The 24,358-nt window shown below is 69.1% G+C and carries 21 protein-coding genes; 11 read left to right on the top strand and 10 right to left on the bottom strand.

From position 1 onward, the window contains the following. Positions 1-199: 199 nt before the first annotated feature. Positions 200-2,017 carry a hypothetical protein gene (locus ACFV88_RS34270; protein ID WP_385496068.1) on the bottom strand — a complete coding sequence of 606 codons (1,818 nt, stop codon included), beginning with the start codon at positions 2,015-2,017 and terminating at the stop codon, positions 200-202. Beyond that, on the bottom strand, positions 2,014-2,940 hold the full coding sequence (locus ACFV88_RS34275) for a hypothetical protein (RefSeq protein WP_385496070.1): 927 nt from the start codon (positions 2,938-2,940) through the stop codon (positions 2,014-2,016). Before ACFV88_RS34275 ends, ACFV88_RS34270 begins: the two co-directional genes overlap by 4 nt. A 75-nt stretch (positions 2,941-3,015) precedes the next feature. On the opposite strand from ACFV88_RS34275, the gene ACFV88_RS34280 reads away from it, so the two are divergent. Continuing rightward, the gene (locus tag ACFV88_RS34280; protein ID WP_385496071.1) at positions 3,016-3,327 is read left to right on the top strand and encodes a helix-turn-helix domain-containing protein; all 312 of its coding nucleotides are present in this window, start codon (positions 3,016-3,018) and stop codon (positions 3,325-3,327) included. Between the two features lie 213 nt (positions 3,328-3,540). Here ACFV88_RS34280 and ACFV88_RS34285 read toward each other — a convergent pair whose 3' ends face one another. Beyond that, the gene (locus ACFV88_RS34285) at positions 3,541-4,098 is read right to left on the bottom strand and encodes a hypothetical protein (protein ID WP_385496072.1); all 558 of its coding nucleotides are present in this window, start codon (positions 4,096-4,098) and stop codon (positions 3,541-3,543) included. Positions 4,099-4,218: 120 nt separating this feature from the next. On the opposite strand from ACFV88_RS34285, the gene ACFV88_RS34290 reads away from it, so the two are divergent. Then, positions 4,219-4,350: a hypothetical protein gene (locus ACFV88_RS34290; protein ID WP_385496073.1), complete on the top strand. Its 132-nt coding sequence runs from the start codon at positions 4,219-4,221 to the stop codon at positions 4,348-4,350. Between the two features lie 13 nt (positions 4,351-4,363). Here the strand turns inward: ACFV88_RS34290 and ACFV88_RS34295 are convergent, their stop codons facing one another. Then, positions 4,364-4,852 carry a DUF4265 domain-containing protein gene (locus ACFV88_RS34295; protein ID WP_385496074.1) on the bottom strand — a complete coding sequence of 163 codons (489 nt, stop codon included), beginning with the start codon at positions 4,850-4,852 and terminating at the stop codon, positions 4,364-4,366. On the opposite strand from ACFV88_RS34295, the gene ACFV88_RS34300 reads away from it, so the two are divergent. Further along, entirely contained in the window at positions 4,829-5,440 is a 612-nt protein-coding gene (locus ACFV88_RS34300; RefSeq protein ID WP_385496075.1) for a DUF2399 domain-containing protein, read from the top strand. The genes ACFV88_RS34295 and ACFV88_RS34300 overlap by 24 nt on opposite strands. Before the next feature lie 198 nt (positions 5,441-5,638). On the opposite strand, the gene ACFV88_RS34305 is transcribed toward ACFV88_RS34300, so the two are convergent. Further along, positions 5,639-6,010, bottom strand: a complete 372-nt coding sequence (locus tag ACFV88_RS34305) for a hypothetical protein (RefSeq protein WP_385496076.1) — start codon at positions 6,008-6,010, stop codon at positions 5,639-5,641. A gap of 612 nt (positions 6,011-6,622) precedes the next feature. Continuing rightward, complete coding sequence (locus ACFV88_RS34310) at positions 6,623-8,056, bottom strand: helix-turn-helix transcriptional regulator (protein WP_385496078.1); 1,434 nt, start codon at positions 8,054-8,056, stop codon at positions 6,623-6,625. Between the two features lie 211 nt (positions 8,057-8,267). Between ACFV88_RS34310 and ACFV88_RS34315 the strand changes: the two genes are divergently transcribed. After that, a complete protein-coding gene (locus ACFV88_RS34315; protein ID WP_385496079.1) occupies positions 8,268-9,080 on the top strand; it encodes a TIGR02391 family protein in 813 nt (270 codons plus the stop codon). Between the two features lie 114 nt (positions 9,081-9,194). On the opposite strand, the gene ACFV88_RS34320 is transcribed toward ACFV88_RS34315, so the two are convergent. From ACFV88_RS34320 to ACFV88_RS34330, 3 genes are all read right to left on the bottom strand, one after another. Beyond that, complete coding sequence (locus ACFV88_RS34320) at positions 9,195-10,580, bottom strand: hypothetical protein (protein WP_385496080.1); 1,386 nt, start codon at positions 10,578-10,580, stop codon at positions 9,195-9,197. A 363-nt stretch (positions 10,581-10,943) separates the two neighbouring features. Next, positions 10,944-11,708: an HNH endonuclease family protein gene (locus ACFV88_RS34325; protein ID WP_385496081.1), complete on the bottom strand. Its 765-nt coding sequence runs from the start codon at positions 11,706-11,708 to the stop codon at positions 10,944-10,946. Positions 11,709-11,801: 93 nt separating this feature from the next. Beyond that, positions 11,802-14,228: a Helicase associated domain protein gene (locus ACFV88_RS34330; RefSeq protein ID WP_385496082.1), complete on the bottom strand. Its 2,427-nt coding sequence runs from the start codon at positions 14,226-14,228 to the stop codon at positions 11,802-11,804. Positions 14,229-14,422: 194 nt separating this feature from the next. On the opposite strand from ACFV88_RS34330, the gene tap reads away from it, so the two are divergent. The 7 genes from tap to ACFV88_RS34365 all read left to right on the top strand — a co-directional run bounded on the left by tap (position 14,423) and on the right by ACFV88_RS34365 (position 22,564). After that, entirely contained in the window at positions 14,423-16,603 is a 2,181-nt protein-coding gene (tap, locus tag ACFV88_RS34335) for a telomere-associated protein Tap (protein WP_385496083.1), read from the top strand. Between the two features lie 15 nt (positions 16,604-16,618). Continuing rightward, positions 16,619-17,176, top strand: a complete 558-nt coding sequence (tpg, locus tag ACFV88_RS34340; RefSeq protein WP_385496084.1) for a telomere-protecting terminal protein Tpg — start codon at positions 16,619-16,621, stop codon at positions 17,174-17,176. 228 nt (positions 17,177-17,404) lie between these two features. Continuing rightward, positions 17,405-18,319: a hypothetical protein gene (locus tag ACFV88_RS34345; protein WP_385496085.1), complete on the top strand. Its 915-nt coding sequence runs from the start codon at positions 17,405-17,407 to the stop codon at positions 18,317-18,319. A gap of 429 nt (positions 18,320-18,748) precedes the next feature. Further along, a complete protein-coding gene (locus ACFV88_RS34350) occupies positions 18,749-19,141 on the top strand; it encodes a hypothetical protein (RefSeq protein WP_385496086.1) in 393 nt (130 codons plus the stop codon). Position 19,142: 1 nt separating this feature from the next. After that, positions 19,143-20,372 (top strand): GNAT family N-acetyltransferase, encoded by a 1,230-nt coding sequence (locus ACFV88_RS34355; protein WP_385496087.1) that lies wholly within the window; start codon positions 19,143-19,145, stop codon positions 20,370-20,372. Between the two features lie 1,422 nt (positions 20,373-21,794). Beyond that, the gene (locus ACFV88_RS34360) at positions 21,795-22,175 is read left to right on the top strand and encodes a hypothetical protein (RefSeq protein ID WP_385496088.1); all 381 of its coding nucleotides are present in this window, start codon (positions 21,795-21,797) and stop codon (positions 22,173-22,175) included. Positions 22,176-22,312: 137 nt separating this feature from the next. Continuing rightward, positions 22,313-22,564, top strand: coding sequence for a hypothetical protein (locus ACFV88_RS34365; RefSeq protein WP_385496089.1), 252 nt, complete (start codon positions 22,313-22,315; stop codon positions 22,562-22,564). Between the two features lie 1,119 nt (positions 22,565-23,683). On the opposite strand, the gene ACFV88_RS34370 is transcribed toward ACFV88_RS34365, so the two are convergent. Continuing rightward, positions 23,684-24,004, bottom strand: a complete 321-nt coding sequence (locus ACFV88_RS34370) for a hypothetical protein (protein ID WP_385496090.1) — start codon at positions 24,002-24,004, stop codon at positions 23,684-23,686. Between the last annotated feature and the right edge of the window lie 354 nt (positions 24,005-24,358).

Genomic DNA, 24,358 nt, shown 5'->3' on the forward strand with positions numbered 1-24,358 from the left:
ACGAGATCCCGTCCGATCGTTGAGATCGGGCGGGGTTTCGTCGTTTCCGGGGCTCGTTCGATGGCTGTTCGGGGTGGTGGCTGGCGACATGTTGGGCGTGGGGGCGGTTCGGTCCGGGGCTTGTTGCTGTGCGGGCATGGCTGAGGGCCCCGGGGGGCCGGGGCTGGTGGTGGCGCTGTGTGGTTGTCCAGCGTGGTGGTCAGTGGGTTGGTGGTGGGTGCCGTCCGGCGTTGTGCCTGGGCTGGGATTCGCATGCTGGCGAGAGCGGGCCGTAGCCGGGCTCGTCGTCGATGTCGGTGAGGTGCTCACCGGTGCTTCTGAACAGCCAGCTTTCCAAGATGTCCAGGTTCCCGATGCTGATCATGATGGCGATCAGGAGTGTCTGGGCGACCTGTCCGGGGGCTCGCCGGTGTTTCGGGCTGCCGATGTCCATCTCGGCGCTTTTCAGGCGCCCGTTGATGCCCTCGTTGTGAGAGCGGATCGGTTTGTAGGTGCGGTCCCATACGGAGCTCAGGTAGCGGCTGTCCTGACGGAACTTGGCGGTCTTCAGGTCGCCGCCGGCGTCGGCGGGGACGCTGATGGCCGATGCGCCGCAAACGGAGGGAAGCTCCTCCTTCGTCTTGGGGGCGAGCCATTCGTTCTCGGGCAGCTGGATGGTGGGCCGGGCGGCGGGGTGGCTGGCACGGGTACGTGTGTCGCCCAGTTTGATCACGGCCTGGGGCGGCCCCGGGGTGCGCGGGCTGTGGGGGCGGAGGCGGTCCCGCCGTGGGCAGTTCACCGACGGGGAGGGGCCAGCCGCCGGGCATTGGAGGCGGATCGTGCCGCGGGCGTCGGCGTTCTGTTTGAGCTTGAGGAAGTACGGCTCACGTTGCGCGATGGCTTGGTTGAGTTCGTCGCTGCGCAGGCGTACGGCTTTGTCGTTTGCGCGGTGGGTCGCGTTGGCGAGGGCGGCGGGGATGTGGGGGCAGGCGAGGGATCCGTCGACGAGTACGGCTCCCTGCCAGCTTCCCTGGACTCCGCGGTCCTCGGCCTTGTAGTCCAGGGCGAGGCGGTAGCCGAGCCGGCGGGCGGGGATCTGGAAGTTGGCGGGTGCGCATCCGGTGTAGGCGCGGTCGGCCGCGCAGGTGCCGGTCGGCAGCCCGAGCTCGGTGAGGTGCCGCAGCAGGGTGATCGCGTTGGGTCCGGTGCGGACGGTGGGGGTGTCGAGTACCAGCCCAAGACACAGTTGCGGGTACTCCACCAGCCCTTGAGTCTTGCCCGCTGGCCCGGGAGGTCGGGTGTGGGCGGCGACCAGGAGTGTGGCGCTGTAGCCGAAGATGCCTTTGTCGGATCCGCCGCTGAAGTGCCAGCCTGCGGTGATCTCGACCGAGGCGGAATCGGAGTGCTCACTGTCCGGTTTGGCCATCACGGGGATAGCCGTGGCGTCGACGCCGACGTCACCGCGCCAGGCCCGCAGGTGGCCGCGCTCCTGTGCCAGTTGCACGGTGGTCAGGACGAGGTCGTTCGCCAGACGCTGGAGCCGGTCCGCGGCCGTGCGGCCGGCCTTGTCCTTCCAGGCTGCGGCGTGGGCGTTGGCGTCCGCCTGGGGCAGGCGGCGGCGCCGGTCGCAGCGTGCCGGGTCGAGGGCGCTGGTGATCCGGTCCAGCCCCTGGTAGAGGCGGCGGCTGGCCGCGATGCCTTCGCGGGCCGTTGCCGGTGCCTGTTCGGGGATGCCCAACCAGGCGCGGGCCGTGGGACGCAGACCGAAGTGCAGGACCCGCCAGGCGTCGGCGATCGTCGCCCGGCCGGTGTAGTAGACGGCGAGCATCAGACCGGCCAGCACTGTCCGAGGCCGGATTCCGGATGGCCCGGGCCGCCCGGCCAGGATGTCCTCCAACTGGCCGGGCAGGCCGGACCGGTCCAGCACGGCCAGCAGCTGGCCGACCTTCGAATCGGGGATCTCGGTCAGCCGTCCGGGGCGGACGCGGGGCCGCAGCGCCCGCGCCGCCAGCTGGTCGCTTTCGGGCCGCGCCCTCACCGGCGGCGTCCCCGCAGAAGCCGGACGACCTCCTTCTCGGGCAACGGCGGAACCCATTGGTGATAAGGCGCCAGCCCGGCGGGAGAGGCCATCCCGGCCGCGGACGCGACGATCACCGGGCTGATGCCCTCGGCCAGCCGTCCGACGATCCATGTCGACCGCAGCCTGCGGGCCGACAGCGGCGGCAGTCCGGCGTGGGGCCGATGCCGAACGGGCCACGAGGAGACAAGGTTCTTGGCCGCGGCGACCTTGCGGCTCGGCCGGTAGAGGAACCCGGACCCTGCTGCCTCGGCGAGGTCGGCGAGCACGGATTCCCATTCGGTGTGGCAGGCCACCAGCCGTCCGAGCAGGGTCCGGTCGAGCACCGCGACCCCGGTGGACGTGACGCGGACGTGATGGCCGCGGATGCGTACGACCTCGCCGGGCGCAAGACCGCACCCGGCGCCGAGCACCATGAGCGCCAGCCCGTCCAGCCGTGCCCGGCCGGGCAGGTGCCCGGCCCAGTCCCGCAGACGGGCCACCTCCCCGTGTTCGTAAGGCGGTTGGGGTGCGCGGGGCGAGGACAGCCGAACGGGGGGAGCCTCCCCGCGCTGTACCCACACCAGCGCCTCCCGCACCCGCCGCAGCCATGTCCGGTAGGTCAGCACCGTCGAGTTCTCCACCGTGGTGCAGCCGGACAGTACGAACGCGTCGATCGTCTCCGTCCGCAGCCAGGTGCCGGGATCGTGCGGGAGCCCCGACTGGTCGGCCCAGACAGCGAGCCGGCCGACGACATGCAGCAGGTGATTGGCCTCGTAGCAGGTGGCAGGTGCCGCCGCTGTCACGGTCGACCGGACCAAGTCGGCGACCGTGGCCCACTGCTGCTGTGGCAGCCGGGGACGGTACTCGCGGATCTTGCGGGAAACCTCGGGACTGAGCGTCACAGACCAATCCCACCGGCTGGACAAGCAGCCAGTGAAGGGATCGAAGCCGATCTTCACGGAAAGGAGTGCATCGACATGGTCGGAGGTTTGGCCCGCAGCAGACCGCCGCGCGAGCTTGCCCGTGATCCGGAATCCTGGCCCCATGCCGTCATCGACGACCCGGCCGCCGATGTCATCCAGGCCATCGCCCGGACCCTCACCGAGGCCCTGAAGAGCCAGGCCAAGAGTCTGCGGCGAGTCGCAGACGGATCGGGAGTCAACCGGCAGGCCATTGCTGATCTGATCGCGGGGCGCTGTTGGCCCGACATCGCCACCGTCGCCCGCTTGGAGGACTTCCTCGCCGTCCCGCTCTACCCACCCCGGAGTAAAAGGTGTCAACTGTATTGAAATCGGCCTCTCCGTTCCCGGCTCAGGACGTCCGGGAACGATGAAATAGGTCACGCACCCCCGAGGCGAGCTGAATTCCTCTAGCCTCGGGGGAAGTGCGTGAGCCACTACCAAGGGGTCCGCGTCACAGGTTCCGAAGAGGGTCCAAGCTCAACGGAACACGTCCCCTTCTCCCCGTAACGGGAGGAGGGGACATCCATGAAAGGGGAGTCGCTAGGCCGCCCCCTTCGCGTTGCCACTGCGAGCGGCAGCGATCTTGAAAACCCCCGGTTCGGGTTCAACGGCCCGGCCGTGCCTGACATGCCGCTTGCACGTTTTTCGGGTCGTCTCGATCGCAGCCGCACCCACCTTGCCGGAGATGGGCCTCCCGATAGCCTCCGTGATCTCCTTCGCCCGCAGTGGGCGCCCCGCAGTCGCCAGCACCTGCAACACCTGCCGCCCCAACTGACGATTCCGCGGCGCAGCCGCGGCTCGCTCCTGATCAGGGGCAGCCCCCGTCTCAGAGCGCTCATCCTCGGCCGACCGCGCCGCGCTCACGCCCTCAGCCTCAGGCTGGTCGGCACGAGGATCAGCGGTCTGTGTGTCGACCGTGATCTCGTCCAGCGCGGACGCCAAGTGGTCCCGACTGGCCACAGCCTTGGCTAACTCAGACTCAACCGCGGCCAGTTCCTTCTCCAGCTCGGCCCGCTGCTGACGCAGACGTGCGGCCTTGTCAGAGTAGAAGCCCACGGCTGTGCGCAACCCCTCAACCGCAGCCGTCTCACCGGACACCAACAGCCCCTCCTCGAACCGACCGCGCAATGCCAGACATCGTAGGGAATGCCAGCCACGCCAGGCAGCCAAACCACCAACCTTGTCTGGTGGTTGATGCCAGTCTCCTCTCCCGCCCTCATGCCCCACAGCAGCGACCCGGACATCCAGTTCGAGGCCGTCGGCGCCGCCATGTCCGTCCTGTGGAACTGCAACGAACAGCTCGACGCCAAAGTCCGTGAGAATCCAACACCGCCTCAGCGGCGCGAGTAACCACTGGGAACGTTCATCCCGAGGCAGTGGACTTCCAGGCAGCAGTGACACACCCTTCCTCCCAGTGCCACCACCCCTTGGCCTCTCCGTGCTCCAAGAGCTTCCGTATCCGAGGCAGGTCCGCAGCCGGGGGAACGTCGAGAGCGACCATCCGAAACTGCTCGATCCCCTCGCCGGTCGTGCCCAGTCGATGGAACGTCTCCAGCACGGTCCCCCGGGCGACGGCCGAGCCACCGTCCCTCAGGACGATCAGACGGATGGCGCAGTTCTCCGACGCCCGCACCGTCTCACCAGCCCAGCGCACCCCGTCCTCGTCGACCTCGACCCGGATGATGTCGCCACTGGCAACCCCCCGCACGAACCAGGGCGTGTTGTCCACACGCACGGTCCCGCCGCCGAGATCCACCGCCCACAGGCTCTCCACACTCGCCGGCGGCCAGCCGGCCTCGTCCACCTCCAGCCGGAAATGGACCTTCACATGGTCGTCCCTGATGTCCGTCACTGCATCATCATCCACAGCTGCGGCCAGGGTGGGGAACGATCACTCCACGAGCGGGAAAAGATCTTCAAACCCCGGCTTCGACGCTGGTCAGCGGCGCTCGTGAACAGCCCCGTCAACGCTCCTGAGCTAACTCAAGAACGGTCGCATGAAGGCTCCTGGGTGTTCGTGACCGAGAACCCCTCGGTCACCACAGCAGCCCTCGAACTCCCCCCGGCCGTCCCCGTTCGGCTGTTGTGCACCGTGGGCACCCCCTCGGCCACGGAACTCGACACGCTGGCCCGCCTCGCGGACAGCGGCTGGCGCATCGCCGTACGTGCCGATTTCGACGCCTCCGGAATCCAGCACATGCGCGCCGCCCTACGCGCCGTCCCCCGTGCGCGTCCATGGCGCATGAACGCTGAAGACTACGTCCGGAGCCTGCATCCCACCCCGTTCCAGCCCACTGCCTTGGACACCAAGCGCCTCCCCGAGACGGAATGGGACCCCGCACTGCACACCGTCATGCGCGCACAGGGCCGCCCCGCCTACGAAGAAGCTCTTCTCGACAACCTCCTCGACGACATCCGCCGCGGACACCCCCACCCTTAGACCACGCTCCGGCCCGCCTGTGGCCGGAGCATCAAGCCACCGCATGCTCATGGGCCGCTGACGAGGCACCTGGAGCCTGGCCCGGGACCTCAGCCCGGTGAAGTGCGGGCTGGGCCGGGATCGGCTTCGCCTAGATTCCACCGGGCCTGATGCTCGCCGTCGACGACGAGAGGAACGCGCAGCCTCGGGCGTGTGGCTTCACAGTCGGCTTAGCCGTCGTGCCGCCTCCTCAGCGGCCGCGGCTGCGTCACGGTACTCGATGAGGTTCCAGCGGTCGCTGAAGTCGTCCTCCATGTGCCATGCGTAGGTCAGGCGGGCCAAGTTGTTCCACTGCCGCAACCGGGCGTCGAGAAGGTCCTCGGTGACCGGGGCAGCGGCGAACACGGCCCGAGTGTCGTCCCCTTGGGTTTCCACCATGCGCTTCAGCGTGCTCAACACGCGAGACGCGTCGCTCCTGAACGGGACGTCCTCACTGGCATTCTGAAGGTGGGCGGCAAGGTAGCCGATCAGCGCGTCGACGTCGCCAAGGGTGAGATCCTCGGCGGTCAAACTCGAGTACAACGTGGTCACAGGCACAAGCCAGTCCATTTCGCCTCGGGAAGCCGGGTACCTACCGTGACCGGCCTCCACTCCTGATGCATCTCCCTGGTCAACGACCCAGAAGCCCGTCCGACGCGCTCCACTTCCACCAGGCAGGGCTGCTCCAAGAGCCCAGAGAGTGGCCACCACCGAACGTGTGACCCGCCTCCGTTCGCGAGGACAGACCGCGTTCCGGCGCGCTGGACAGACGCCGTCATGCCACACGGGCGCGCTCACCGCGTGCGAAGCGGCCGAACGCGTACTCCCTCGTCTGGAGCAGGACGAGAGGATCAAACGGAAGACCGGACAGCTGAAGACGCCAGACGACTACGAACTCCTCGGCCTCGGCTACCTCAACTCCCCGCGCCCGAATTCCAGTGGTCGGACGAAGAGGAGCTCGCCGCCGGGGAGGCCGAGGCAGCGGCCCAGCCGTCCGCCAAGGAGCATTTCGACCTGCGTGAGAAGCTGCGCGCCGTGATCGACCGTACTGAACCAGCCTGACTCACAGGGCCGGTCGGTCAGCTCGCGTACCAGCGCCCTCAAGCCGCTCGGGGCGGAAGCCCCTGTCGACGGCTCCCGCCCCCTCCGGGTCCGCTGGTGGTCTCAGCTCTCCGGTTCCCTCGGCACGAGACGGGAGAAGAACTCCTTCGCGGCCTGCGCGTCGAGTTCTCCGTTCGTGGTCGCGGATCGCCGCATTGCTTCGCCCGTCACCTGGGCGGGGATGCCGAGTTGCTTGTCCGCCTCGCTCATGATCTCGCCGAGGTACCACTGGGCCGAGGTGGGGAAGTGCTGGATGAACCAGCTGAGCATCTTCGCCAGGGGCAGCGACAGGATGAGGTCGAAGTCTGTGAGTTCACGACCCCGGCGTTCGGCGATGCGGAGTGAGGTGGTGAAGTCCTCCAGGATGGCATGGCGGAGGGTCGGTCCGAGGGCGTCGGTCGGGATGATCTGCCGGAGACTGTCGGCGACTTCGAAGGCCAGTTGGTCGGCTACCTCCCGCACGCTCGGCTCGTTGCGGTGGCGCAGGGCCCAGCGTTTGCGGATGTCGGGCCGCTTCCACAGGAAGCGGAAGAAGGTCTCGCTGAAACGGTCGCGAATCTGAGCCGCTCCCGGGGCGAGACGGTGCCGGTCACCAGCCGACATGGCATTCTTCAGTCCCTCGGAGGAGCGGCGCCGGGCTTCGGCCCAGTCTTCGGCGACCGGGCGGGACCATTGGGCGCGGCCGCCGACGGTGGCCTGTGGCAGGGGGACGTCGTTCTCGCCGCGGGAGATGTAACCCCGCAACGTGGAGGCCGTGATACCGCCGAGCGCTGCCATCTCGGGCACGCCGAGCAGCCGGTCCCCGGCAAGTTCGGGACTGGCCAGGTCGACGACGCACCGGTCGAGCGGCAGGGGGTCGTTCTGCTTCTGGTGGTGCTGCGCCCACCGGGTCAGGTCGTCGAGCCAGTCGTTCGGCGCCGCGGTGGCGGGGTCGAAGGTGGCGATCTTGTGCACGTGTGCGCGGTCAGGGTGGGCGTGGCCGTCGAGCATGTCGTTGGCGTGGACGGTGGCCGTGGCGCGGGCCCTGTGGCGGGCGTAGTCCTCGGTGACGGGGTCCCAGATCTGGCCGGGCCGGTACCAGGCTTCGCCGTCCCACCAGTAGCCGCCGGCCCGGAACAGCAGCGGTGCGCCTGTCCAGTAGGTGTGCAGGCTGGCGGTGTCCTTGCCGGGCAGCAGGAGCACGGTGCGCCCGTGGTCGGGGTGGTAGCGCACGGCCCAGCCCAGGTGGTGGGCGATCGGGTCGGTGGTGAAGGCCAGCCATCCTCCCTCGCGGGAGGAGTCGCAACGGCCCCACATGCCTTCGCCCTTGTTTCGGCCGACGGCCTCGATGGCGTCGGGACCGGCGTCGAGTGGTAGATGTGAGTCGTCGACGAACGGCAGACCGGGCACCGGGTGGTCCGTGCGCAGGCCGTTGGCGAGCGGACGAATGTCGTAGACCAACGTGTTCCCCTTCTCGATTTTACTGCTGTAGATGACCACAACACTGTTGACGTCCATTACTACACGACTAGGAAGCGGATCGGTACAGCCATTTCGAGACAGTTTCCACAGCGGCGAGTTGGCGTGATAGCCACATCAGGGCAGCACTCCGGCCGGCAGCCGCTGCGCCGCACACACCGCCGCCATGAACAGAGAAAGCGGGGATCTGCCCTTCACACCCGTGTCACCCTGGCCGATTGGCCATGGGACGAGGGGAAAAGGACGGCATATGGCAACACGTCACGAGCCGTGGCCGGCAACGGTCGTCACGGCGGTGGCAGGTGTGCTCGGCGACACCGCTCACGGCTTGACGGAACGGGAGATCGGGCAGTTGCTGGCCGTCGTGAAGGTGCCGGACGCCGACAGCGGCAACAAGCGGGACCGGCTGACCGGGGTGCTGCTGGCGCAGCAGGCGCGCCAGGGGGCGTCGAACTGCGTGATCGCGTTCATCAAAGAAGCGATGGCCCCAGTGCGCTACGTCCAGCAGCCGCACACGTTCTCACGCCGGCAGGACGACCTCAACGAGGTCCTCGTCCATGTCGGGCTGCGGGTGAACAACCAGGAGCAGGTGGCCAGGGGGCCAGCGGCCGCCACGTTGAACGAGATCACACGCCATGCCAGTTCCCTGCGGGCCGAGCTGCGCCACCGCTCTACCCACCCGGAGGCGCTGCGCTACTGCACCCTGGTGGAGATCCTGGCCAAGAGCCCTTTCCACTCCGGCCTCGAGGCGGTCAAGTCGATGGCCGACCAGCTGCGGCAGCTCGCCGGCCACGGCCTGGCCGGGGCGCGGCTGGTCGACCACGGTGCTCATGCCGGCCACGGAACGGCCCGTGTGGCCATCAACGCAAACGTCACGGGGCCCAGGCTGGATGAGCAGAAAGGGCTGGCGAACCAGGTCAAGTACCTGTTCAGCCTGTACCGCAACCCGGCCGCACACGAGCCGCGCCTTCACCACACGGTCACCGACGAGGAACTGCTGGAACTGCTCACCACACTCTCGATGGTGCACCGACGGCTCGACAGCGCACACGTCACCTCCTGATGCCCCCGTCAGTGCAACTCGCACCTGAGTTGCACTGGCCAAGAAGTTGCCGAACCGGAAACCCAGGCTGCAGCATGCGGCGACGCCAGCCGCGGCAGCGGAGGCAGTGCTGTCTCAGGCTCGGACGTCCTCTTGAGGCGGTGATGCCAGAAAGAAGGCGCGTAGGGGTTCGTTGATGACGCGTGAGCAGCTGGTGCAGTGGGCTGCGGCGTCAAGACGCGGCGCGAGGTCTTGAGTGTCATAGGGGGTAAGGATGAGCCAGCGCAGAACGACCTGCCGGACGAGCAACCTAAGTCCACGCAGTTCGGCCTCCTTCTGGCCGGCGAGCAGGTCTCCGTGTACGTACTTAGATCGCGCGCTGTACGCCTTCTGCACTCTGCTCTCGACGCCCTCGCGCATTGAGCCGGGGAAGAGAGCGGCTGTCCGGGTGCGGATCCTCTCGCTGATGCCCTCGGACTTGTCGCCGGGGCTGACCATCAGGGCTTCCAGCGCGATGACGTAGTCCAGAAGCCGCTCGTCGGTTTCTTCCTCCCACACGCCGTCATCCCTGTAGGTGCGCTGGTAGGCCTGCAGCAGGTGACGGGCAGCTCGCTCCAAGCGGCGGGCACGTTTTCTAGGGAGACTCCTGCCGCTGGTGATGCCGTCCATGACGGCATCGATCTTCGCTGTCACCGCCGAGCAGAAGACCTGCAGCCGCAGGAGAGCAGCTGAAGTCGCGTAGAAGCTGTCTATCTCGCGGACTTCGACTTCTTCTGGGATGCCGTGACGGCCCCCGGAAATCTGGATGGTGGTAGGCACCTGGTTCCGGTTCAGGTCGAAGTAGCGGCCACGCTCGACGCCGAACACCGCGTCGACGTGCAACAGCTCCTCACTCCACAAGATCAGCGGCAGCAACGCCCTCCAGTGCAGGGATTCCGGACGTGGACCGGCGAAGTCGAACCAGCCCGTGCCTCCGCGGTCCGGCGCGCGCTCGAGGTTCGGGGCGTGGACGAACGGTGCACCGGCCAGGAGATCGAGGTCGAGCCCGCCCGGATGGAGGCCCTGGAGGGCCGGCATGGGGCCCAGCTGCCTCAGTTCGTCGGCGGCGAAGGCCTGCAGGGTGTAGCGGCCCAGCGGGATCCGTGTTCCCACGGGGAGTTCGCCGGTGAGAAGCAGCCAGTCCTCCGCTGCCGGCGCGGGGGCCGTGCAGAAGGCGACGAAACTGTCCGCGATCTCTTCTACCGGCACCGTCGCGCCCTGGGCCACCAGACGGGTCGCATCGCCCAGTCTCGATCCTCCCAGGAGCGTGGACCATCGGGGCAGCCAGTCACCGTCGACCTTGCCGTACAGGTCGCGGTGCTCGGATTTCGGCGCGGCACTCACCACCGCATTGATCACGGCTTCGAACTCCGGCCGCGCCGACAGTGCTACATCAGTGATGGCCTGGGGTATGGAGGAAAGATCGCGTGCCTGCTCAAGCCAGGAAAGAACGGCTTCACGTAGTGGGGATGTTGCTTCCATGTGGCACGAACGTAGCGCACTTCGCCGCCCGCGAGACCCCATTGCCCGGGGCACAGATCTGGGCGGTGAGGCGCGAACGGTTCGAGCGGCGGGGCAGGTGGTCCTTGGGACAGCTCACCGGTCGGAGACAGGCTGTTCTGGATCAGGTGCGCGGCGGAGTACAGGCCCAGCGGGGCGTCGTGGGTAGCCAGGCTGCTGGCCAGTGCGGGTGCGGGCAGCTGCTGGTAGGCGTGCTCACCACAGGCCTGCTCAATCGCGTGGAAGAGAGGCGCCATGGAAGGCCTGCGTGCTCATGCCCAGCAACCGTAGAAGATCATGTCCCATGAAGTGGTGTAGCCGGGCAGGGTCCCGGAACGCGAGGTGTTAGGGGGCGGGTTCGTACTCGACGGCTGTGTCGGGGCACTGGCCGGCGAGGTCGAGCAGGGCAGCATGTTCGGTGTTGTCCGCGTTGAGGTGCCAGCGGAGCTTGGTCGCGGTCCAGTCGGCGGCGTAGGCGCAGTGGGCGTCGATGGCCGGGGGGAGCCAGTCGGCGGGGTCCTTGTCGCCCTTGGAGCGGTTGGTCTTGGCGGTGACCGCGATCAGGGAGTGGGGGGCGGTGAGGTCGTTGGCGTAGGCCTGGCGGCGTTCGTCGCTCCAGGCGTGGGCGCCGCTGTCCCATGCTTCGGCGAGGGGGACCATGTGGTCGATGTCCAAGCGCTTGGCGTCGGTGACCTCGACGTTGTCATAGGAGGAGGTCCACGCTCCGCCGGTCAGGGTGCAGCGCTCGCCCTGTTCGGGTTTCGTGGTGGCTTCTTCGATGAGGACTTCGGCGCGGGTGGGGCACCCGTCTTGGTCTTCGTCGATCCAGTGCTTGAAGCTGTCGCGTTCGTACCCGTCGCGTTTCTCGTGAGCCTTCGGGATCTTCGCGATGGCGTCGGTGAGGCTGAGGGCGCCTTCCGGGGGCCCGCCTGCGGCTCTCGACGGGGCGGCAGACGTCGTGGGTGCCGGACGGGGCTGGTTGGCATTGTCATCCGCGGACTGTGGGTCGCAGGCAGCGAGCGACAGCGCGAGCAGGACGGCGGCCAGCGGGAGGAGGGTGCGGTGGCGGGTCACAGGGGCTCCCGGATCGAGGCGGTGGGGTTGCCTCATGTTCCCAGGAGCATCGCACCAGGTGACAGGGGGTCATATGTGCTGGTGGCCTCCGGAAATCGGGGGCCGAGCGCGGGGGCGGGTGCCGGGGTATTACGTCAGGTCGGCCGGGGTGGGGTTCGGAGCACACCAGTCTCCATCGAAGAGGGCGGCGACGAGGGCTGCATGGTCGGTGGGGAGCTGACCCTCGCGGTACTTGGTACGGGTCTTGGCGAACCACGGGCCGATCTGGACGGTGTCGCCGTCGACGCGGAGGGTTTCGCGGGCGGTGGGGGCGCGGCCGTGGCGGTGGAGGAAGAGTTCCAGGAGCTGCACGGTCTGGGCGAAGGTACGACGGGTGCGTCGGGCGGGTACCAGAGGGCTGGTGGCGGGGGTGAGGTCGAGTGCGGTGAGCAGGTCGCGCTGGCCGGGTTGCAGGGTGGTGAAGCGGGTGAGCTGGCGGTTGAGCCAGGAGGTGATGTTCACGCCGGCGATGCGGGTGTCTCCGGTAAGGGCTGTGGGGTCGTTGCCCGCCTGTAGGTGGGTGCGCAGGAGGTGGTATTTGCGCTGCCAGTCCGCACCATAAGGCAGACGCCAGTTGGGGTCGATCGCGGTCAGAGCGTCGGCGCGGATGAGGACGAGTTGGTCGGTGGTAGCGAGGTGTCGTTGTTCGGCGAGCCAGGCTCCGAGCGGGGTGGTGGCGGGGACGGCGAGATGGCCGTGGGTGCGGTGGTGGTCGGCGGCCGCGGTGAGGTGAGAGCGCCAGGCGGCTTCATGCTTGTCCCAGATCATGTCCAGGGCGTCGAGCTCGGCGACCCAGTTCGCTTCGAGGCGACCGGCTTTGCGGGCCTCACGCATGGTGGTGATGAAGGTGCCCAGGGTGTGGCCGGTGGGGTCGGTGTAGTCGGTGGGGACGTCGAGGTGGCCGTGCTGGTCGTGGTAGGCCTGGGCGGCGGCGAGCCCGAGACGGCGGGAGCGCGAGGTGGTCGGGTCTCGGGGGTCGAAGGAGACGAGGTCCATGGCCTGGGCGATGCGTTCGGGGTGGACGGTGAAGTCGAAGTGCCAGCGGCGTTCGATGACATCGCTGGTCTCCTTGGGCAGGCGGTTGGCCTTGTCGGGGAGGCGTTCCAGGATGCGGTGGTCGTGGCTGGCCAGCGCGGAGGCGATCGCCCACACCGGTTCGTAGGCGGTGCCGAGGATGTCTTCGGGGCTGGCGTCGGGGGGCAGGCAGACGGGGACGATGAGGGAGGCGGTCTTCCCGGAGACGTCCAGGCGCAGGGCGCGGCCTAGGGCTTGGACGCAGCGGATGACGCTGCGGGTGGGGTCGGCGAAGACGACAGCGTCGACGCTGGGGATGTCGACGCCCTCGGTGACCAGGCGCGCGTTGGTCAGGATTGCGGTGGGAGCTTGGGCGAAGCGGGTGAAGGTCTCCTCGCGCTGCTGGGGGGTGTCCTCGCCGTGGACGAACAGCGTCTCCGGCGCGGTGGCGGGGACGAGGTGGGGGTCCGTGCGGGCGAGCCGGCGCAGGGTGTGGGGCAGTTCGCGGGCGAAGAGGCGGGCATCGGAGGTCAGGTTGAAGTAGACCAGCACCTTGTTCAGGCCGTGGTCAGCCATGGCGCGCAGCACGGCCAGGTGCAGGGCAGTGGTACGCAGGGCCTGATCCGGTCCCTCGCCCTCACCGTCGGGGTCGGGTGCAGGGAGGTTGATGCGGCGGCGCAGGTCGTCGTCGGTGAGGGTGGGCACCACGATGCGGTAGTCCGGTGCTCGGCCGTCCTCGATCGCCTTCGCCAGCGGATACTCGAGGATCTTTTTCCCGTAGACCTGTTCGTTGTTCATGGAGTTGGCGAACAGGTCGGCTGCCGGGCCGGGGGCGACGGGGGTGCGGCGGGGGCGGGTGGTGTCGGCGGACTCGGCTAGGTCGGGGGCGGCGAAGATGCGGGGGGTGGCGGTCATGTAGAGGCGGCGGTCCGCACGGATGCGCTGGTTGTCGTGGACGGCGGCCCACTTCTTGTCGGGGCGTCCGGCGATGCGGTGCGCCTCGTCCATGATCGCCAGGTCGAACGGCGGCACCGCATATGCGGTGTTGCGGGTCTCCTGGATCTTGTCGAGTGAGTCGTAGGTGCAGATCAGTGTTAGAGCCGGGATCTGGTCTGCTCCCTCCCCGACCACCGACATCAGGGCGGCCAGGGTGACGGGGTCGCTGCTGGACATGACGCGGGCTGCCACCAGGGCGTCGCGGCCGGCGGCGTCCATGGAGGAGACGATCACCATGTGCTCGTGGTGGCCGTCGCGCCGCCACGCCAGTGCGGTCTGGGCGGCCAGGTCTAGGGTGGGCACGACGAACAGAACGAAGCGGGCGCGCAGTTCGTCGGCCACGCGGATCGAGACCAGGGTCTTACCGGTTCCCGTCGCCGCAACGTACAGCCCCCGCGTCCCGGGGCGGCGGAGATGCCGTGCCACCCGGGTCACCGCTTCCACCTGGTCAGGGAACAGTGCCCGCTTGCCGAAATGGCCGGGGGCGTTAGCGGCAACCACGGTCATACAGCACTCCTGAGGGTGGCGCGGGCGGCGGGCGGCCGCCGCCCCGCTGAGCGTCACGGCAGGTCTTTCTCAAGAGCCCTGGCCGGTTAACGCTACCACCACCGCTCCCCCGAGTACGGTCAATATGCGCTATTCAAACGCACATTGTACGGTTGATGTTCGGTTCAAGGGTACAGTGGTGGCGGAGGTTCACCATGTCCGAGCTGTTCGATGCCATTGACGCGCTCGTCGCGTCCCGGTCGCCACTGCCCCCGGCCGCCGAGCGCAAGCGCCTGCGGCAGGCCCACGGGCTCACCCTCGAAGAAGTGGCCGCCACCCTCAACGTGCGGCGGGCGACCGTCGGCGCGTGGGAGTCGGGCAGGACCGAACCCCGCCCGCCCCAGCGGGAGCCCTACGCGCACTTGTTGAAGCAGCTCGCCCGCCTCTACCCCTCCCCCACGGCCACCGAGGGCGGCACACTGCCCGCCGCCCCGGCCGAGGCAGCACCTTCCGCGCCTGTGGCGGCCTCCGCCCCCGTCCCGGCTCCTGCGACCGCACCGCCGTCGCCGACTGCCGCCCCGCGCCCGGCACGCGACTCACGCCGCCCCGGCGCACCCCGGGCCGCCGCCGTCAACTCCCCCGCGCCCGCAGGATCCGGCGCGTACGAGCACGGTCCGCTGCTCGTCCTGGACGCCGATGACGAGCGGCAGGTAACCGGGTACGGCACCGGCGGTCTGCTCCTGGACGTGCCCGCCAAGTCCCTTCCCGCCCTGGCGGAATGGGCCCTGGCCGAGGCGCGGGTGGGGGCGCAGAAGCTGCACGCGTCAGGCAAGGACGCCGACCCGCTGCTGGTCCTGACCGCAGTCGCGTGCGAGCGCTACGGCCTGCCCGCCACCCTGTCGGACTCGGAACGGTCGGCCGGGCGGCTCCCCGAGGACCACAAGGTCATCAAGCTGCTGGAGCGGGCGGGGTGGAAGCTGACCCGGCGCGGGCTGGGACCGTGGGCACGGATCTACCGCCCCATCACCGGTGGCCGCCGCCAGTGTGTTCAGCTGTGCATCCCCTCCTGGAACGCCCTGGACGACCGCGCCTGGTCTCACGCCGCCAGGCTCGGCCCGGTGGAGCTGGCCTGGGTGCTGGGGGTGTACGCGCAGCGGGTGATGACGCCGGTCGGGTCGAGTGCGGTGAGCGGGCTGGAGCTGATGACCGCGCTCAACCCGCCCACCCGCGCGAGCGAGCCGGACCAGGACGGTAAACGGCGCTCCGAGCACCGGCCTGGCTCCCTGGGCACACGGCCGGTCGATCCCGCGCCGTGCGAGGCGATCGACGGGCACCCCGTCCTGGCCCACCTGCCCCGCTTCCACATCCGCGGGCCCGGTGAGCGGTTGTTCGAGGAGGCGTACGACTGGGCGCGGGACCTCACCGATGCGGAGTGCATGCAGCCCCATCTGGTCGGCATCGACGTGAACCTGGCCTTCGGCGCGGCCGCCAACGGGGCGGTTGTCGGCTTGGACGTACCGCCCGAGCACGTCACCGGCCCGGTCTTCGACCCGGCGGTGCCGGGCTCGTGGCTGGTAGATCTCTCCCACGTCGACCTGAGCCGGGTGAAGGTAGGCAAGCAGTGGTGCGACCTTGAGGGCGGTCTGCTGCCCAACCCGTTCACCCCGACCGGAGAGCGTCCTGAGGGGTCGGCCTGGTACGCGACGCCGACCGTGGCGTACGCCGTCGAGCTCGGCTACGACGTCACCCCCATCGAGGCGTGGGTACGGCCCCGCAGTGGGCGGTACCTGGACAGCTGGTACAAGCGGCTGCGCGACGCCTACGTCACCACCATGGCCGACCTCGGCGTGGCGGAGAAGCTGCCCCCGGGCGACTTCTTGCGGGCGATGGACGGATACAAGGGGCGGGATCCTGAGCTGGGGATCGTGCTGGACGCGGTGAAGATGACCGTCAAGGGCGGCATCGGCAAGCTGCAGGAGAAAGCCCGCGGCGGCGGGTGGGTGCCGGGGCAGGCGTGGCCCGCGCTCGCCCGGCCGACGTGGCGCCCCGACATCCGGGCCACCGTCATCTCCCGGGCCCGCGTCAACATGCACCGCAAGATGCTCGCCCTCGCCGCCGCCACCGGCCGCTACCCCGTCGCGGTCCTCTCCGACTGCGCCGTCTACACCGCCGACGGCCCCAGCCCCCTCAACGTCCTGCCCTACGACAAGGACGGCAAGACCGTGCCCGGCTCGTTCCGCCTCGGGGTCTCTCCCGGCATGGTCAAACACGAGGGCACCCAGGACGTGCTGTGGGGTGTCGGGGTGCTGGAGCAACTCGGCGCTCAAGGCAAGGTCGCCAATCTCGCCCGGTACATCAAGACCGGTGAGGTCACCGCCCGGGACACCGGGGAATAGGGAGCGTGGCGGTAGATGGTCACCGTTGAGGAAGAGCTCGGCCGGGCCGTGCAGGGGGCGTTCACGCGCCCGGTGCCCAAGTCCGCGGGGGCACGGATGCGTTACCTGGTGCGCCAGCACCAGGGCAGCACCCAGCAGGTAGCCGATCTGCTGGGTATCAGCCGGCGCACGGTGGAGCGGTATGTGAAGGACCAGATCAAGCATCCCCGCCCGCAGCTGGCCACCCGACTAGAGGGGGAGATCCGCACGCGGTGGCAGCCGCGGGTCAGGGCACGGGCCCTGCAGAAGGCGGCCACGACCGACGGCATCATGATCGACGTGCAGGCCCGGTTCGGCTACACCGCCGCCGCCGGGTCCACCGACCAGTCCCGCGTCCGCCACCTCACCCTCGCCCTCCCGCCCCGCCACGCCGCCCGCCTCCTCGACGCCCAGGCCGCCGGAGCGGACGAGGACCAACTGCTCCAGCTCACCGCCGAAGCCCTCGGCGAGGTGTACTTCCGCGACAACGGCAAACGAGCACACGGCCTGGAAGTCGAACTCACCGACGTCCTCGACCTCCAGTTCCGGCTGTAAGCAGGGGTGGTGTCCCGGCACGCCCGCGCGCCGGGTTGACGACAACACGGCCAGGCGGCTTCCATAACGTCCGGGCCCCGTGAACGCCCGGCCGCGCGACGGACGGCGCCCCCGCTGTATCCGTCGCCAGAGGACCGGCCAGAAGCATCACCACATCATCTGCCGCACCCAACCGTTTCCTTCACAGCGCGTACCGCCCGGGGGCCGGTTTCGCGCGGAAGAAGACCCATGAACCCTGCGGCTGCTCTCCATCTCACCGCCGACCGGCGGCAAAGTACCGGTGAATACCACCAGGCTCTGTACCCGTTGTTGACCGGCTCGGGCCTGGCGCTGTCCATCCCGGCTGTGCGGCACACAGCGCAGGCCCGGCTGGAGGCCGAGGTCCTGCGGCGGGTCTGTTCGATGGGTGGTCTGAGCAGTCATCCGTTGGGCATCGTGCGCGTGCGGCCCGAGGAGGATGTGCTCACCCTGCAGTTGGTCGACGAGCCGGTGGTCCTGGGGCACTGGGTCGAGCTCTTGTATCCCCGGGTCAGTGACGTCAAGGAAGCTGGTGAGGACCCGCGTGACCGGGTGGGCGGTGTGCCCGGGCTGCGCAGTGCCCGTGTGCCCGGCGGGGTGCAGCTTTACCGGCCGGATCTGGGTGCGGCGATCCTCCTGCGCGGGTTCAGCCCAGGGAAGTGGGAGCGGATCGCCGCGAAGCGCGAGAGCCTCTACGGGTCTCTGCTGCGGCACCCGGGCTGGACGCCCGTCGAGAAGGCGGCCTACGACGCCCCGACGATCGAGCCGTTCGGCACCCTGTCCGCCCTCCTACGCCGGATCCGGGCGACCGCCGGGGCCGGGCCGGTCAACAGCACCGACGTCTGGACCAGCGGCAGGGGCCTACGACTGGAGACGACGGACGGGCCGCCCTGCCCCGACCTCATCCGGCTCCTGACACAGAAGCCCTGCGGACTGGGGTGGGAGGTCACCGACAGGATGTGCACCTGCCAGTGCGATCACCACCACACCTCAACCGGATGCACCGTCGACTTCCTTGATCCGGCCACCGGAAGGCCGGTGTGGTACTCCAACCTGAAATGGCACCGCACCCGCGACGTCCGCCACGCTGAGACCCTCGCCCGCCTCCGGGCCGTCCTGACCTGAACAGCGGCGGCAAGGTCAGCACCTGCGGCGGCGAGGTAGAACGCGTCGAGCTCCGCCCGGTCCAGGGCAGTGAGCCGACGGGGACGTCGGCGGTCCAGACATCCGGGGCCGCTGCGACGAGGCGGTGCAGCACGATCGGCGTACCCGTCGGCTCCGGTGTCCCCGGCGGCGGCGCGGCGGCCCTCCCTTCCCAACCACACGGCCGACAGCAAGTCGGCGCAGGCGACCGCGGTCTCCGCCTACCCATCGCCTCGTCCCGCTCCCACACCTCACCTCCCCGGGCTGGAGGTGCTGGGCGAGCACGCCGAGCGCCTGCTGCGCGCCGCAGGAATGAGTAGGAGCGCACCCTGCCCGGGTTGGGGAACTTCTCTCGCAGGAAAGGGAGTTCTTCCTTGTGGAATCATCCGCAGTCCAGGAAAGCAGCCAATCGTGAGCGAGTCGTTGCAGACGTCACAGCCCTCCTACAGCGCCGTAGAGCTGAGCGGGCCGCCGGAAGCGGTCGCACGACTGATGACCGCTCTCGCCGCAGCGGGGGAAGTCATCTTCGACCACCGCTCGGCGCCCGACGTGCGCGGCAACGTGGCGTGCAGAGCCAAGGTGGTCACCTACGAGGCTGGGGAGCCGACGGGGGCCTGGCAGACGGAGGCAGTCGTGCAAAGCACCCTGCGTTTCGACACGGTGCGCCGGCCCGGCCTCGAACAGGACGAGGGGGCCCGGCGGCTGGAGGAGGACGCCGCAGCCGCACTCGCTGGGGTGGAAGGCGTCAGCGAGGTGGTGGGCAGCAGGCTGGTGGCCGTGGTGTCCTCGGCGGGCGCTCTCTAGCGTGGCCGCAGATGCGGAGAGTCTCCCTGAGGAGGGGCTGGCGCTGTGGTTGACGGAGCAGAAGGTCAACCCAAGGATGGTCCCCTGGCTGGGACGCCATCTGGTGGCGTCGATCGGCTCGAGCGTGGCAGGGCAGCTCGACTTCTTCCTGCACCCCGATGGGCAAGCGGTGAAAGTGTCCATGCTGCGCGTGCATCCCGACTTCCAGCGGCGCGGTCTGGCCGGGGTGCTGATGGACGCCCTGTATGCGGCGTATTCCACGGCCTGGATCAACCACGGCTGGCGCACCAAAGACGGTGCGCAGTGGTGGAACGGCTACCGGGAGCCGACGCCGCACCGCAATGTCCACAACCGGCCGCCCGCCGAGTGGGCCAGCTACTTCGACGCGGTGAACGTCGCCTCGGACATGGCCCACAACGCGCACCAGAACAACCACTACGGCCTAGACGGCCACCGGGACGCCATCTACCGCTACGGCGAACGTCTGGAAGCGGAAGCAGCCCTGCACGCCGCCGCCTTCCGGCCGGTTGCGCCGATGCACGTCGACCTGGGCTCCCAGCCCTTGCACGGTGCAGCCCGGCTGGCCTTGCCTCCCGCAGTGCATGAGTACGTCCACGACCGCACGCAGGACTCCCGCGCGCGGGCCACGGCACTGCTGGAACACCTCGGACACGGCAACCTGCCACGCGAGGCGTACTGGAACACCACCCGGCAGTCCGCGTTCGCCGACGCCCACCACATAGCCCTCTACGACAGCCGGCCAGCCGGGCCGCCCCTCACGCACGTGGTGTTCACCCTGGCCCCCTTGCAGGCCCTCCTGCCCTCCACGGCCCACGCACTGGCAACGAGCGTGAAGTTCACGCACCCAGGTGACATGGCGGTCGACATCACCGAACTAGCCTGGCGCCAGGCCGACCGGCAGCACCTGACCCACCAGGCCGGCTTCGCCCCCGCTGTCGCAGCCGCCATCGCCCCTGTCTCGGCGCGGCACGCCAGTGCCTCCTACCAGGCCCGCTACGACGAGGGGGGCTTCTTGCGGGCCGCGGCTCGCAGCGGCGCGCTGCCCTTCGCCGACCGGGCCGCCCAGATCCAGGCCATGGCCGAACGGCTCCTGTTGGGCCGGACCGCACGCGCCCGAACCACCCGGCCCCCGCCCGCGCCACCGCAGACGGCCGTGCCGCATCCCCCCGCGCCCGGGCAGACCCCGCCGCGGCCAGGCCGCCGCGCGTGAGTACGCGCCGGGAGCGGATGAGTGTCCAAGGCCGGTGCACGGCTGGGGGATATGGCGGGCAGTTGCGGTCATGGAAGCGTCCGCATCACGGAGCAGCGGAACATCTGCGCGTACGCCGGTCAAGGACCTGAACCTCTCCTGCACCGCCCGGGCCCAGCGCAGCGGTCGGCCCGCGCGAGATTCCACAGCCGGACGCACGGGGCGGCGTGGTGTACACAGCCCGAACGGCCACCCGTTGCGCGCCAAGGCAGGTGGCAGCTTCCGGGCGGCCGAGATCGTCGTGCAGGGCGGTTTCACCATCGATACCGGTTCGCGGCCCAGTACCTGCGGCCATATGGGCGCCCGGCACAGGGCCAGCGGCTCGGCGGACACCTCGATGTCCATGTGCATCCCAACAGACAGGCGGTGAAGGTGTGGATGCTCAATGTCCAGCCCCGCTTCCAGCAGCGGGGCCCCGGCCGTCCGGTCAGGCGCCTGGGGTCCTGCCGTGAGCGGAAGGGCCTGGAAGGAGTGCCGCGGCCGTGGCCTGGTCGTGGCCTCTCTGTGTCGTGGGGACGGTGCCGCGGGAGGGGCGTGGCGGTGCGGCGGCGGGTACTTCCGGGAGTGTGGGGGTGCGTACCTGGTCGAAGGTCCGCGCGAGGGTCACGGACAGGGCGAATTCAGTCTGGGTGTTGGCGTAGCGCCGCTGTAGGTTCTGCAGTTGTTCCTCGGCGACGGTCAGCTTGTGGGTGGTGGCGTGTTTCTGGCCGAACCGGGGGCCTGTGTTCAGGCGGGTGCGGAGTTCGGTGCAGATATGGCGCTGCGTATCGATCAGCGAGCCCAGGGTGTTGAGGTCCTGGCGCAGCAGGTCCAGGGGGGGCGAGGTAGCTGCGCATGTTGTGGTGCCGGTGGCCGTGCCGCGGGGTGTCGGTGAGCTGGGGGATCAGGCCGGTCAGGGCGTCGTGGGTGGCGTCGAGGTGGCGCTGGCGCAGGTGAGCGATGCGGGCTTCGCCGTCGGTGAGGACGGGGGTGAGGTCAGCGGTGGCCCGTTGCTCGTCGTAGCCGTTCCAGGGCCCCTTCGCGTGGTCGTGCTGGGCTCGGCGTGCGGCGGCGATGCCCCAGATGCCGTGTTGCAGGGCGCGCTGGGCCTTGTCGAGGGTGACGAGAGAGGCAGCCAGTGTGCGCAGGTGTCCGCGAGCGGCGTGGGTGGTCAGATGCTCGTCGTGGTAGCGGGTGACAACAGTGAGGGCTCGCTGGACCTGTGCGATGACTTCGGCCCTGTCCCGTGGTGTTCCCTCAGTCATGTGGGCGTGGGCGAGGTCGTCCGTGCGGTTGGTCTGGACGGTTGCGTCCCAGCCGGCCTGTTCGGCGCCCCGGGCGGAGTGGCTACGCCACCGGGTAGCGGCCTCGTGACGGGAAAGCGCCGCTGGTGCGGGACGGGCGGTGAGCACGTCTCGTAACGACGACGCCGATACCGGCCACCGTGGCGCTGCCGCCGCGCCCGTGAGGGCGTCCGGTCAGGCGGACTCGACGCTGCCGACGGCCGAGGAGCTGTCGCTGCTGACCGACCGGTTCCTTCACCTAGCCGGTCACCGGCTGGGCGAGGGCTGGAAGAGCGTGGACGAGAAGGCGTACGCGGCCCACCAGCGCCTGGAGAAGGCCCTGGAAGCGGAGTACACCGGCTTCGCAGCCACGTCCGTCAAGGTCTGGATCAACCTGTTCGACACCACCCACCCCTGCCCCGGCGGCCCGGGCCAACCCCTTTGTCGGCCGGGCTGGTCGCGCAGTGGGCGGCCGTCCAGTCGACCACCTATGCGGGCATGACGACCTGATGGTTCGCCATGGGCATGTCAGTCGATTATGAGTTCTCGCTGTTGGTGGAGGAGGATCACACCTGCCCGAAGAGTTGGCGCGCGCTGTCTTGATGGCGTTCTCGTTACCGTTCCGACAGGAGGCATACGGTGCACACTTCCCCCGAACCGATCGCAACTCGGGAAGAGGCGGCGCAGGAGCGGGAGAAGTTGCTCGACTTCTTCGCGCGCGGGCTGTGCTGCATCACGGTTCACGGCGCATTGGGCGACCGCGTCGAACCGAGCGAGGCCGCACTTGCTCAAGCCAAGGTGGTTGCTGATGACTACCTGGCCGCCTACGAAGAGTGGTTGGTGCAGCTCGCCGCACGCAACGCGGAAGAGGCGGAAGAGGGCCCACAGTGAAGCGCCTCGCCCAGGGAGGCCGTCACTGAGGTACGCGGCATCTCATCCTGCGGGAACCCGCGCGCCGCCCCGGAGGATGATGTCCTGTTGGCGACCGACGCCTACCAGCGGCGTATGGATGTGCCGCTGGAGGTGTGCTCGTGGTGCGGGCAGCCGGGCCGCGCGGGTCGCCCGCCGCGGCGCCGCGTGGGTTCCTCCCCGATCGGGCATGCCAGTGGGGCCCGACGATCTCGGCGAGTAGGGCGGCTACGCGAACACGGACGCGTAGCGCAGCGTTCTGCGAACGGTTTTCGGGGTGTTGCCAGCTGGTCGATGACACGATCAGGACGATCAGCCCGCGATCGGTGAGTCACCGAAATCTGGTCGCTCGCGGACAGGGAAAATGCACAACAAGACACGTACCTCTGGTGAGTATGATCCCTGCAACCTGCCTGGAAGGAGCGTCATGAGTCACGAGGCTGTCGAAGTCGCCCGGGTAGAAGCCCTTGAGGCAACACTCCGGGACGTTCTCACGCACATCCGCCCCCAAGGCCATCCGGACTGGGAGCTCAACACGTGTCTCGTCACGAATGCCCAAGTGACTACATGGTGGGCCGCGCTGGGTGTGGGTGTCACTCCCCCGAAGAAATCCAAAGTGGAAAATCCTCGCTGACGTTGGAACGACCTGGCGTACGCTCCGCCCACTCTCACGCCGACCATTCATTCAGGAGCCAGGATGCCAGCCTTGCCCTCCACCTGGGCGGTACCCGCAAGCACACTGTCAGCGTGGAGTTGGGGCACGAGAGTGAAGTTCAGAGCATCCTGCAGGCGGGCGTAGCCGACGGTCGGTGGTCGAGAGCGACCTAGGCCACCGTGCGGGCCTCGCTGATCTGCTGGGCGAGCCACAGGAGATGCGCGCGGGCCTGCAGGCGGGCCGCGGCGTCCCAGGAGGCGATCGAGCGGGAAGCTGCGTCAAGGGACCTTGGTCGGCGCCACGGCATCCAGCGGTCCGCATCCACCTTGTTCCCCGCCCGCGTTCACCTCGCCCGGGCCGCCCGGGCTGTGCTCTATCGCCCGCGCAGAGGGTGGCGGGCGCCCTCCGTCGCGCAGGTGGGTGCCGGGGCGAGTGCCTGAGCGCTTCTAGCTGAGGCCGGGGGCCTGAGGGCGCTGCTGGTGTGCGGCGGCCTGTTCTTGCTGCTGGTCGCGGGCGCTGGGGCGGGCTCGGGGGAGCGCAGGCGCGGGGTGGTCGGTGATCCGCTGCCGTTGCTGGCCCCGCAGATGTTCGAGGCGGCGACTGACCTCCTCCGGGGGCATGTTCCGCATCAGGCCGGTCAGGTCCTGGCTCACCGTGTCCTGTGCGGGCTCGTGCGGGACGAGCGGCGCAGGGTCGTGGGCCCGGACGGCGAAGCCGGAGAGGCCGAGGCCGTCGAGCACGGATGCGTCGAGCGGCAAGGCCCTCATAGGGGTTGTGGAAGAAGAAGTCAAAGTCGACCACGAGTAGTCGGCCACGCGGCTCTCCAGACGCCACGCTCTCTCCTCGCTCCCCGTCGAATGCTCCAGGTCCATCTTCGCAGGCTGTGGAGGGGGATCAGGATGAGGCGTGCGCTGGCTCCCGTCGTACGGGCAGCATGCCCCTGCGTGTCCCGCGTCCCGGGCAGCATCTGGTGCATGGCCCGGCTTCCGAAGACTCAGAACCTTCTCCAGCCAAAATCCGAAAGCCCTAGTAGTACTTCGTTAGGTTGGTTTGATGGGATGGCGCGTGGTGGTGCATGCTGCCCGTCGTGGATCTTGGGGAGATCGAGGAACTGCGGGGGA

Source organism: Streptomyces sp. NPDC059816, assembly GCF_042732055.1.
In the GTDB taxonomy this organism is placed as follows: domain Bacteria; phylum Actinomycetota; class Actinomycetes; order Streptomycetales; family Streptomycetaceae; genus Streptomyces.

Bases quoted from the DNA above. Each gene is read 5' to 3' on its own strand.
- ACFV88_RS34290 (WP_385496073.1), top strand. From the start codon at position 4,219: ATGCCCCACAGCAGCGACCCGGACATCCAGTTCGAGGCCGTCGGCGCC.
- ACFV88_RS34280 (WP_385496071.1), top strand. From the start codon at position 3,016: ATGGTCGGAGGTTTGGCCCGCAGCAGACCGCCGCGCGAGCTTGCCCGT.
- ACFV88_RS34315 (WP_385496079.1), top strand. From the start codon at position 8,268: ATGGCAACACGTCACGAGCCGTGGCCGGCAACGGTCGTCACGGCGGTG.
- ACFV88_RS34370 (WP_385496090.1), bottom strand. From the start codon at position 24,004: ATGAGGGCCTTGCCGCTCGACGCATCCGTGCTCGACGGCCTCGGCCTC.
- tpg (WP_385496084.1), top strand. From the start codon at position 16,619: ATGGTCACCGTTGAGGAAGAGCTCGGCCGGGCCGTGCAGGGGGCGTTC.
- ACFV88_RS34325 (WP_385496081.1), bottom strand. From the start codon at position 11,708: ATGAGGCAACCCCACCGCCTCGATCCGGGAGCCCCTGTGACCCGCCAC.
- ACFV88_RS34345 (WP_385496085.1), top strand. From the start codon at position 17,405: ATGAACCCTGCGGCTGCTCTCCATCTCACCGCCGACCGGCGGCAAAGT.
- ACFV88_RS34330 (WP_385496082.1), bottom strand. From the start codon at position 14,228: ATGACCGTGGTTGCCGCTAACGCCCCCGGCCATTTCGGCAAGCGGGCA.
- ACFV88_RS34320 (WP_385496080.1), bottom strand. From the start codon at position 10,580: ATGGAAGCAACATCCCCACTACGTGAAGCCGTTCTTTCCTGGCTTGAG.
- ACFV88_RS34310 (WP_385496078.1), bottom strand. From the start codon at position 8,056: ATGGACGTCAACAGTGTTGTGGTCATCTACAGCAGTAAAATCGAGAAG.
- ACFV88_RS34300 (WP_385496075.1), top strand. From the start codon at position 4,829: ATGGTCGTCCCTGATGTCCGTCACTGCATCATCATCCACAGCTGCGGC.
- tap (WP_385496083.1), top strand. From the start codon at position 14,423: ATGTCCGAGCTGTTCGATGCCATTGACGCGCTCGTCGCGTCCCGGTCG.